The following is an 8,802-nucleotide window of genomic DNA, read 5'->3' on the forward strand; positions in this document are numbered from 1 at the left end:
GAGCCAATCATGGCAGCAAAAATACGTCGTGATGACGAAGTAATCGTACTAGCAGGTAAAGACAAAGGTAAGCGCGGAAAAGTGCTTTCAGTTGTTACTGAATCTGGTCGAATCTTTGTCGAAGGCATAAACTTGATCAAGAAACACCAAAAGCCGGTTCCACAATTGAACCAAGCTGGCGGCATTGTTGAGAAAGAAGCATCTATGGATGCATCAAACGTTGCGATCTTCAACTCGGAAACGAGTAAAGCTGATCGTGTAGGTTTCAAGATTGAAGATGGTAAGAAATTACGTATCTTTAAATCTACTGGTAAAACTATCTAATAGTTGGAGTAGAATGATGGCGAAACTGCATGAAGTATATAAAGACAAAGTAGTTACTGAACTTCAAGAGAAGTTTGGTTTCAGCTCTGTCATGCAAGTCCCTCAGATCGAAAAGATCACATTGAATATGGGCGTGGGCGAAGCCCTAGCTGACAAGAAGATTTTAGATAACGCAGTAGCGGATCTAGCAGCAATCTCTGGTCAGAAACCTCTAATCACTAAAGCACGCAAATCTGTTGCTGGCTTCAAAGTGCGTGAAGGTTACCCGATTGGTTGTAAAGTAACCCTACGCGGCGAGCGTATGTGGGACTTTTTTGAGCGTTTGGTATCAATCGCTATCCCACGTATTCGTGACTTCCGTGGCGTAAGTGCTAAGTCTTTTGATGGACGTGGTAACTACAGCATGGGCGTACGTGAACAAATCATCTTCCCAGAAATCGATTACGATAAAGTAGACCGTGTACGCGGTATGGATATTACTATCACTACTTCTGCGAAATCTGATGAGGAAGGCCGTGCGTTGTTAGAAGCGTTTAACTTCCCATTTAAGAAATAAGGGTAGGGTTATGGCAAAGAATTCTATGAAAGCGCGCGAAGCAAAGCGCACAAAACTAGTTGCTCAGTTCGCTGAAAAGCGCGCAGCACTAAAAGCTATCATCAGTGATGTTAATACATCTGAAGATGATCGTTGGGACGCGGTACTTAAGCTACAAGCTTTACCTCGTGATTCTAGCCCTGCACGTCAACGTAATCGTTGTAACATTACGGGCCGCCCACATGGTTTCCTTCGCAAATTCGGCATGAGCCGTATTAAAGTTCGCGAAGCAGCTATGCGCGGTGAAATTCCTGGCCTTAAAAAGGCTAGCTGGTAATAGAATCATGGGAGTAAGACTATGAGCTTGCAAGATCCTATCGCGGATTTGTTCACACGAATTCGTAACGGTCAATCAGCGAAGAAAGTATCTGTAACGATGCCAACTTCAAAGCTGAAAGTAGCATTAGCTAAAGTACTAAAAGACGAAGGTTATATCGTAGATTTCGCCGTTAACGGTGAAACTAAACCTGAGCTTTCTATCGAGTTGAAGTACTTCGAAGGCAAAGCTGTAATTGAAAATATCCAGCGTGTAAGTCGCCCTGGTCTACGTATCTATAAGAAACGTGACCAATTACCTAAGGTAATGGGTGGTCTTGGTATCGCTATCGTATCAACTTCTAAAGGCCTAATGACAGACCGCACAGCACGTAGTGCTGGTGTTGGTGGTGAAATCATTGGTTTTGTAGCTTAATCGGAGGGGAACTATGTCTCGCATAGCAAAGGCACCAATTACTGTTCCTGCCGGTGTAGAAGTTACATTAAAAGGCCAGGAAATCACAGTTAAAGGCAAAAACGGTGAACTTACTCGTACTATCAACAACGCTGTTGAAGTACAAGTTAATGACAACGTTATTACTACTTTACCTCGTGATGGCGTAGCGAATGCATGGGCTCAAGCAGGTACTGCTCGCGCTCTAATCAACAACATGGTTGTTGGTACGCATGAAGGTTACGAGAAGAAACTTCAGTTAGTAGGCGTGGGTTACCGTGCTGCAGCTAAGGGTAAAACATTAGATTTAACTCTTGGCTTCTCACACCCAGTTAATTTCGCAGTTCCTGAAGGAATTACGATTGAAACTCCAAGCCAAACAGAAGTTCTAGTTAAGGGCGTAGATAAGCAGTTAGTTGGTCAAACAGCTGCTAACATTCGTGCATACCGTAAACCTGAGCCTTATAAAGGCAAGGGTGTTCGTTATTCAGATGAGAATGTACGCCGTAAAGAGGCTAAGAAGAAGTAAGGTAAGACGATGGATAAAAAAACAGCTCGTCTACGTCGTGCTAAACGCACTCGTAGAAATTATATTGAACAAGGCACAACGCGTCTTGTTATCCACCGCACGCCACGTCACATCTACGCTCAAGTTGTAAATGCTGAGGGTAATGTACTGGCTGCTGCTTCTACTGTTGAAAAGGCTATTAGCGAAACAGTTAAAGGCACCGGTAACGTTGAAGCTGCGCAAGCAGTTGGCAAAGCGGTTGCTGAACGTGCGGCTGACAAAGGCATCGAAAAGATTGCTTTTGATCGCAGTGGCTTTAAATATCACGGCCGTGTGAAGGCGCTAGCTGATGCTGCGCGTGAAGCCGGTTTGCAATTCTAGGAGTAGACTATGGCTAACGTAGAAGCAAAGCAACAACAGCCTGATCTAGCTGAAAAGCTAATCGCGGTGAACCGTGTGTCTAAAGTAGTTAAAGGTGGTCGTATCTTTAGCTTTACTGCACTAACTGTAGTTGGTGATGGCGCAGGTAAAGTAGGTTTCGGTTATGGTAAAGCACGTGAAGTTCCAGCTGCTATTCAAAAAGCAATGGAAAAAGCACGTCGTAACATGATCAACGTAGACCTAAATGGCAACACATTACAGCATCCTGTTAAGGGACGTCATGCTGGCTCACTAGTGTTCATGAAACCAGCATCTGAAGGTACTGGTATCATTGCAGGTGGTGCTATGCGTGCAGTACTTGAAGTGACTGGTGTGCAGAACGTACTTTCTAAATGTTACGGTTCTACTAACCCAATCAACGTGGTACGTGCAACGATTTCGGCTCTTGAGAATATGAATTCTCCACAGTCAATCGCTGCAAAACGTGGCCTTCGCGTAGACGAAATACTGGGGTAACCATGGCAAATCAAACTGTAAAAGTAACACAAGTAAAAAGCTCTATCGGTCGTTTACCGAAACATAAAGCTACATTACGCGGTCTTGGTTTACGTCGTATCAACCACACTGTTGAGTTAGAAGACACAGCATGTGTACGTGGTATGATAAACAAGGTTTCTTACATGGTTAAGGTAGAGGGTTAATTCGATGCATTTGAATACACTTTCACCTGCTGCAGGTTCAAAAACTGCTCCAAAACGTGTTGGTCGTGGTATCGGTTCTGGTCTTGGTAAGACTGGCGGTCGTGGTCACAAAGGTCAAAAATCACGTTCTGGCGGCAAAGTACGCGTTGGTTTTGAAGGCGGTCAAATGCCTATGCAACGTCGTCTACCTAAATTTGGTTTCACTTCTCGCAAATCTTTAGTATCTGCAGAAATAAACCTTTTTGAAATCGCTAAAGTTGAAGGCGATGTGGTAGACCTAAGCGCGTTACAAGCAGCTGGTCTAGTTAAAAAGAACGTTCTTTTCGTTAAAGTTGTTAAATCTGGCGAAGTTTCACGCGCTGTTACCGTTAAAGGCCTTAAAGCCTCTAAAGGTGCTCGCGAAGCTATTGAAGCTGCCGGAGGCAAGGTAGAAGACTAAGGAAGTACTAATGGCTAAACCAGGTCAAGATACAAAAAGTGCACAAGGTGGACTTTCGGAATTGAAGCGCCGATTACTCTTCGTATTAGGTGCTATCATAATTTACCGTCTAGGTTCATTTGTGCCGATCCCTGGGATTGACGCCGCTGTACTTGCCGATTTCTTCGAGCAACAAAAGGGCACCATTGTTGAAATGTTCAACATGTTCAGTGGTGGTGCTCTTGAGCGAGCTTCAGTGTTAGCACTGGGTATTATGCCGTATATCTCGGCTTCGATTATTACGCAACTATTAACGCATATGTATCCTCCGTTTATAGAGCTTAAGAAAGAAGGTGAGCAAGGGCGTAAAAAAATTAGCCAGTACACACGCTATGGCACGCTTGTGCTAGCTACTATTCAATCAATCGGTATTGCTTCTAGCTTACCGGGCATGATGGAGGGGTTAGTTGTTAACCCTGGTATGGGTTTCTATTTCACCGCAGTGGTGAGTTTAGTGACTGGTACTATGTTCCTTATGTGGTTGGGTGAACAAATTACAGAACGCGGTATCGGTAACGGTATCTCAGTTCTAATATTTGTTGGTATTGTAGCTAACTTGCCGTCTGCTATTGGTTCGACAGTCGAAATGGCGCGCCAAGGTGATTTGAATGTTTTTGTACTACTGATGGTTGCGGTAATCGTATTCGCTGTTACTTATCTTGTAGTGTTTTTTGAACGTGGACAACGTCGTATTGTTGTTAACTACGCTAAACGCCAACAAGGTCGTCAAGTATTTGCTGCTCAAAGCACGCATTTACCACTAAAAGTAAATATGGCGGGTGTTATTCCACCAATCTTCGCTAGTAGTATAATTCTGTTCCCTGGTACAATTGCTAGCTGGTTCGGCCAAGGTGAAGGTCCAGTTGCTGATGTATTACAAGCTGTAGCTACTACGTTGACCCCAGGTCAACCGTTGTACTCACTTGTACTAGCAGCAGCTATTATCTTCTTCTGCTTTTTCTATACAGCGTTGGTTTTTAACCCTCGTGAAACAGCAGATAACCTTAAGAAATCTGGCGCATTTATCCCAGGTATTCGTCCAGGTGAGCAGACATCTAAATACATTGATAAAGTGATGACACGCCTGACATTGGCAGGTGCTTTGTATATAACCTTTATCTGTCTGGTGCCTGAATTCATGACGATGGCGTGGCAAACGCCATTCTACTTCGGCGGTACATCAGTTTTGATTATCGTTGTAGTAATCATGGACTTTATGGCACAAGTACAGACTCACCTGATGTCTCATCAGTATGATTCTGTGCTGAAAAAAGCGAACCTTAAAGGCTACGGTCGATAAGGTCAGTTTACGGAGTTGAGCAATGAAAGTACGTGCTTCCGTTAAGAAAATATGCCGTAACTGTAAAGTTATTAAACGTGCTGGTGTAGTACGCGTAATTTGCAGTGAGCCTAAGCATAAGCAAAGGCAAGGCTAAGTAAACAGCGTGCAGGCTGAGTTTTCTCGGCCTGTGTTTTTAGTAGTAATTTGGTCTTCGTTTGAGTATCCTTACGGGCTTTTCAAACAGATGATTACCAAATTCGAATATAGGAGATGTGTTAGTGGCCCGTATTGCTGGCATTAACGTCCCTGATCATAAACATGCAGTTATTGGTTTAACAGCTATTTATGGCATAGGTAAGACTCGCTCTAAGGCTATCTTAGTAGCGACTGGTATCGCCGAGACCACAAAAATCGGTGAACTTTCAGACGAAATTCTTGACGTACTGCGTGATGCAGTTGGCAAGTACACTGTTGAAGGTGATCTTCGTCGTGAAGTTACTTTAAATATCAAGCGCCTTATGGACCTTGGTTGTTATCGTGGCCTACGTCACCGTCGCTCTTTACCACTACGTGGTCAAAGAACTAAGACTAACGCGCGCACCCGTAAGGGTCCACGTAAGCCTATTAAGCGATAAGGGGATAGTATTATGGCTAAGACACCAATTCGTCGTAAAAAGGTTAAAAAACAAGTTGCTGATGGTATGGCTCATGTTCATGCGTCTTTCAACAACACTATTGTAACGATTACCGACCGTCAAGGTAATGCACTATCATGGGCTACTGCCGGTGGTTCAGGTTTCCGTGGTTCACGTAAATCTACACCATTTGCTGCTCAGGTTGCTGCAGAGCGTGCAGGTACTGCTGCTCAAGAATACGGTTTAAAAAATCTAGAAGTTTTCATTAAAGGTCCAGGTCCAGGTCGTGAATCTGCTGTACGTGCTTTGAATGCTGCTGGTTACCGTATTACCAACATTACTGACGTGACGCCTATACCACATAATGGTTGTCGTCCACCGAAGAAACGTCGCGTTTAACAATAGGTTAGGAGAAATAACATGGCAAGATATTTGGGCCCTAAGCTCAAGCTGAGTCGTCGTGAAGGTACTGACCTGTTCCTTAAGAGCGGCGTAAGAGCTATCGACTCTAAGTGTAAACTTGAGACTGCACCTGGTCAGCACGGCGCTCGTAAAGGTCGCTTATCTGATTACGGTTTACAATTACGTGAAAAGCAAAAAGTACGTCGTATATACGGTGTATTAGAAAAGCAATTCCGTAACTACTACAAAGAAGCTGCTCGCCTTAAAGGCAACACAGGTGAAAACTTGTTACAGCTTTTAGAGCAACGTTTAGACAATGTTGTATATCGCATGGGTTTTGCTAGCACACGTGCAGAAGCACGTCAGTTAGTAAGCCATAAAGCGATTTTAGTTAATGGTCGTGTTGTGAACATTCCTTCATACGTAATTACTCCAGAAGATACTGTTGTAATCCGTGAGAAGTCTAAGACACAAGCACGTATCATCGCTGCTCTAGAGTTGGCTGAGCAACGTGAAAAGCCGACTTGGGTTGAAGTTGACGGTAAGAAATTGGAAGGCAGCTTTAAGCGTCTACCTGAGCGTTCAGACCTGTCTGCGGACATTAATGAACAACTAATCGTCGAACTTTACTCTAAGTAAAGTTAAGAGTTAAGAGAGGATAAAATGCAGGGTTCTGTTACAGAATTTCTAAAACCAAGGTTAGTCGACATCGACGCTATCAACCCAACGCGTTCTAAAATAGTTTTAGAACCATTAGAGCGTGGCTTTGGCCATACTCTGGGTAATGCTTTACGCCGTATATTACTTTCATCTATGCCTGGATGTGCAGTAACTGAAGTTGAAATCGACGGTGTATTACATGAGTACAGCGCGAAAGAAGGCGTTCAAGAAGACATCATTGAAATACTATTAAACCTTAAAGGTTTAGCAGTAACGTTAGAAGGCAAAGATGAAGTTTTTCTGACCCTGACTAAATCTGGTGTAGGCCCTGTTACTGCGGCTGATATTCAGCACGATGGCGATGTAACAATTGCTAATCCAGATCACGTTATTTGTAATTTAACTACAAATAACAGCGAGATCAGCATGCGTATTCGTGTTGAACGTGGTCGTGGTTATGTGCCGGCATCTAGTCGTTTATCCTCTGATGACGATGAGCGTCCAATTGGTAGATTGTTGCTTGATGCATCATTTAGCCCAGTTGAACGTATTGCGTACTCGGTTGAATCAGCTCGAGTTGAGCAACGTACAGATTTAGACAAGTTAATCATTGATATGGAAACAAACGGCACTTTAGATCCAGAAGAAGCGATCCGCCGTGCGTCTACTATCTTAGCTGAGCAATTAGATGCATTCGTAGATTTACGTGATGTAACTGAGCCAGAAGAGAAAGAAGAGAAGCCAGAATTCGATCCTATTCTACTTCGTCCAGTTGATGACCTTGAATTAACAGTACGCTCAGCAAATTGTTTGAAAGCCGAGCAAATTCAATATATCGGTGATTTAGTTCAGCGCACTGAAGTTGAGCTTCTTAAAACGCCTAATTTAGGTAAGAAGTCTCTAACTGAAATTAAAGACGTGCTAGCTTCACGTGGACTTTCTCTAGGCATGCGCCTAGAAAATTGGCCACCTGCAAGTTTAGCTGAATAATCTAAATCACTATATTAGTTTAGTTAGAAGGATAGGGTCATGCGCCATCGTAAGAGTGGTCGTCAATTAAACCGTAACAGTAGCCATCGTAAAGCGATGTTTAGCAATATGGCAGGTTCTTTGGTGAAACATGAAATCATCAAAACTACTTTGCCTAAAGCGAAAGAGTTACGTCGTGTAATTGAACCTTTAATCACACTGGCTAAGACTGACAGTGTAGCAAATCGCCGTTTAGCGTTTGCTCGCACGCGTGATAATGAAGTTGTTGGTAAATTATTCAGTGAAATCGGTCCACGTAACGCGGATCGTCCAGGTGGTTACACTCGTATTCTTAAGTGTGGCTTCCGTACTGGTGATAATGCACCAATGGCTTATATTGAACTAGTTGGTCGCCCAGCGACTAGCGAAGCAGTTCAAGAAGACGCACAGTCTGCAGAGTAAGTCTTAAAGAAACCTAAAGCCGAGCTTATGCTCGGCTTTTTCTTGCCTAAAATTTGTTAACTTAAATAAATCAGTAATTACTTTCTGTATGTGATCATTTACGAGTACTGACTCACAGATTCTGAATCGATAAGTTGTTTAGACAACTACTTTAATAGCTCCATCTCTTTATTCACTATTCATTCAAAATAGCCTATCAGATGCTATTTAAAGATCATTTCAACTATATATTGTGATTTACAGCTATTAATAATACCGCCGCGAATTGAGTTACCATTAAAGCAGCTCCTAACGAATTCTATTTATAAAGCTGATTGGAAGATACAACGTTGCACGCTTTTATCTATATATCGTTATTAAGAACCTCAGAGTAAAGATAACCATTACGGCCTAAGTGAACTCCCTCCTAAAATATGTAAAACTATTATTAAACATAGCCTCATCAATTCAATTCTCAGCTTTTGATTAATTTAAATGATTTATAGCAATACGACTCTTGCTCTATTGGTTGTTTTTTCCGCATTGATGATAGAAATATGTCTCTACCCGTTAGTAGTTGCCATAACTTTCATTTTAAATAGCTCTATGAACCTCTTAATAGTGGTAGTTTAGTTGTGTTTTTGAGCGTTTAGCTCAAATACTCAGCGAACAGCACTTTATTTCAAGTTTTCTTCAAAAAAGGGTTGATCTGTTTTC

At 42.6% G+C, this 8,802-nt stretch carries 16 protein-coding genes; all 16 read left to right on the forward strand.

Annotated elements, in window-relative coordinates:
- Window positions 1–9: 9 nt before the first annotated feature.
- The 16 genes from rplX (at window position 10) to rplQ (ending at window position 8,106) form a co-directional block, all read left to right on the forward strand.
- Window positions 10–324, forward strand: a complete 315-nt coding sequence (gene rplX, locus PX700_RS17555; RefSeq protein WP_002959496.1) for a 50S ribosomal protein L24 — start codon at window positions 10–12, stop codon at window positions 322–324.
- A 16-nt stretch (window positions 325–340) separates the two neighbouring features.
- On the forward strand, window positions 341–880 hold the full coding sequence (rplE, locus tag PX700_RS17560; RefSeq protein ID WP_479521444.1) for a 50S ribosomal protein L5: 540 nt from the start codon (window positions 341–343) through the stop codon (window positions 878–880).
- A gap of 10 nt (window positions 881–890) precedes the next feature.
- Window positions 891–1,196, forward strand: a complete 306-nt coding sequence (gene rpsN, locus PX700_RS17565; protein ID WP_010554914.1) for a 30S ribosomal protein S14 — start codon at window positions 891–893, stop codon at window positions 1,194–1,196.
- A gap of 21 nt (window positions 1,197–1,217) precedes the next feature.
- On the forward strand, window positions 1,218–1,610 hold the full coding sequence (rpsH, locus tag PX700_RS17570) for a 30S ribosomal protein S8 (RefSeq protein ID WP_007584660.1): 393 nt from the start codon (window positions 1,218–1,220) through the stop codon (window positions 1,608–1,610).
- A gap of 13 nt (window positions 1,611–1,623) precedes the next feature.
- Window positions 1,624–2,157: a 50S ribosomal protein L6 gene (gene rplF / locus PX700_RS17575; RefSeq protein ID WP_002959488.1), complete on the forward strand. Its 534-nt coding sequence runs from the start codon at window positions 1,624–1,626 to the stop codon at window positions 2,155–2,157.
- 9 nt (window positions 2,158–2,166) lie between these two features.
- Window positions 2,167–2,517: a 50S ribosomal protein L18 gene (rplR, locus tag PX700_RS17580; protein WP_002959486.1), complete on the forward strand. Its 351-nt coding sequence runs from the start codon at window positions 2,167–2,169 to the stop codon at window positions 2,515–2,517.
- A gap of 9 nt (window positions 2,518–2,526) precedes the next feature.
- On the forward strand, window positions 2,527–3,033 hold the full coding sequence (rpsE, locus tag PX700_RS17585; RefSeq protein ID WP_002959485.1) for a 30S ribosomal protein S5: 507 nt from the start codon (window positions 2,527–2,529) through the stop codon (window positions 3,031–3,033).
- Between the two features lie 2 nt (window positions 3,034–3,035).
- Window positions 3,036–3,218 carry a 50S ribosomal protein L30 gene (rpmD, locus tag PX700_RS17590; RefSeq protein ID WP_002959482.1) on the forward strand — a complete coding sequence of 61 codons (183 nt, stop codon included), beginning with the start codon at window positions 3,036–3,038 and terminating at the stop codon, window positions 3,216–3,218.
- Window positions 3,219–3,222: 4 nt separating this feature from the next.
- Window positions 3,223–3,657, forward strand: coding sequence for a 50S ribosomal protein L15 (gene rplO, locus PX700_RS17595; RefSeq protein ID WP_002959480.1), 435 nt, complete (start codon window positions 3,223–3,225; stop codon window positions 3,655–3,657).
- A 10-nt stretch (window positions 3,658–3,667) separates the two neighbouring features.
- Window positions 3,668–4,996, forward strand: coding sequence for a preprotein translocase subunit SecY (gene secY / locus PX700_RS17600; RefSeq protein WP_007584663.1), 1,329 nt, complete (start codon window positions 3,668–3,670; stop codon window positions 4,994–4,996).
- Between the two features lie 22 nt (window positions 4,997–5,018).
- On the forward strand, window positions 5,019–5,132 hold the full coding sequence (gene rpmJ / locus PX700_RS17605; protein ID WP_002959476.1) for a 50S ribosomal protein L36: 114 nt from the start codon (window positions 5,019–5,021) through the stop codon (window positions 5,130–5,132).
- Between the two features lie 124 nt (window positions 5,133–5,256).
- Window positions 5,257–5,613 carry a 30S ribosomal protein S13 gene (gene rpsM / locus PX700_RS17610; protein WP_007584664.1) on the forward strand — a complete coding sequence of 119 codons (357 nt, stop codon included), beginning with the start codon at window positions 5,257–5,259 and terminating at the stop codon, window positions 5,611–5,613.
- A 12-nt stretch (window positions 5,614–5,625) separates the two neighbouring features.
- Window positions 5,626–6,012 (forward strand): 30S ribosomal protein S11, encoded by a 387-nt coding sequence (gene rpsK, locus PX700_RS17615; protein WP_002959471.1) that lies wholly within the window; start codon window positions 5,626–5,628, stop codon window positions 6,010–6,012.
- 21 nt (window positions 6,013–6,033) lie between these two features.
- A complete protein-coding gene (gene rpsD / locus PX700_RS17620) occupies window positions 6,034–6,654 on the forward strand; it encodes a 30S ribosomal protein S4 (protein WP_002959461.1) in 621 nt (206 codons plus the stop codon).
- A gap of 24 nt (window positions 6,655–6,678) precedes the next feature.
- Window positions 6,679–7,665 (forward strand): DNA-directed RNA polymerase subunit alpha, encoded by a 987-nt coding sequence (locus tag PX700_RS17625; protein ID WP_002959452.1) that lies wholly within the window; start codon window positions 6,679–6,681, stop codon window positions 7,663–7,665.
- Between the two features lie 39 nt (window positions 7,666–7,704).
- On the forward strand, window positions 7,705–8,106 hold the full coding sequence (gene rplQ, locus PX700_RS17630; protein WP_002959450.1) for a 50S ribosomal protein L17: 402 nt from the start codon (window positions 7,705–7,707) through the stop codon (window positions 8,104–8,106).
- The last annotated feature ends 696 nt before the right edge of the window (window positions 8,107–8,802 follow it).

This window comes from Pseudoalteromonas sp. TP27 (assembly GCF_056470645.1).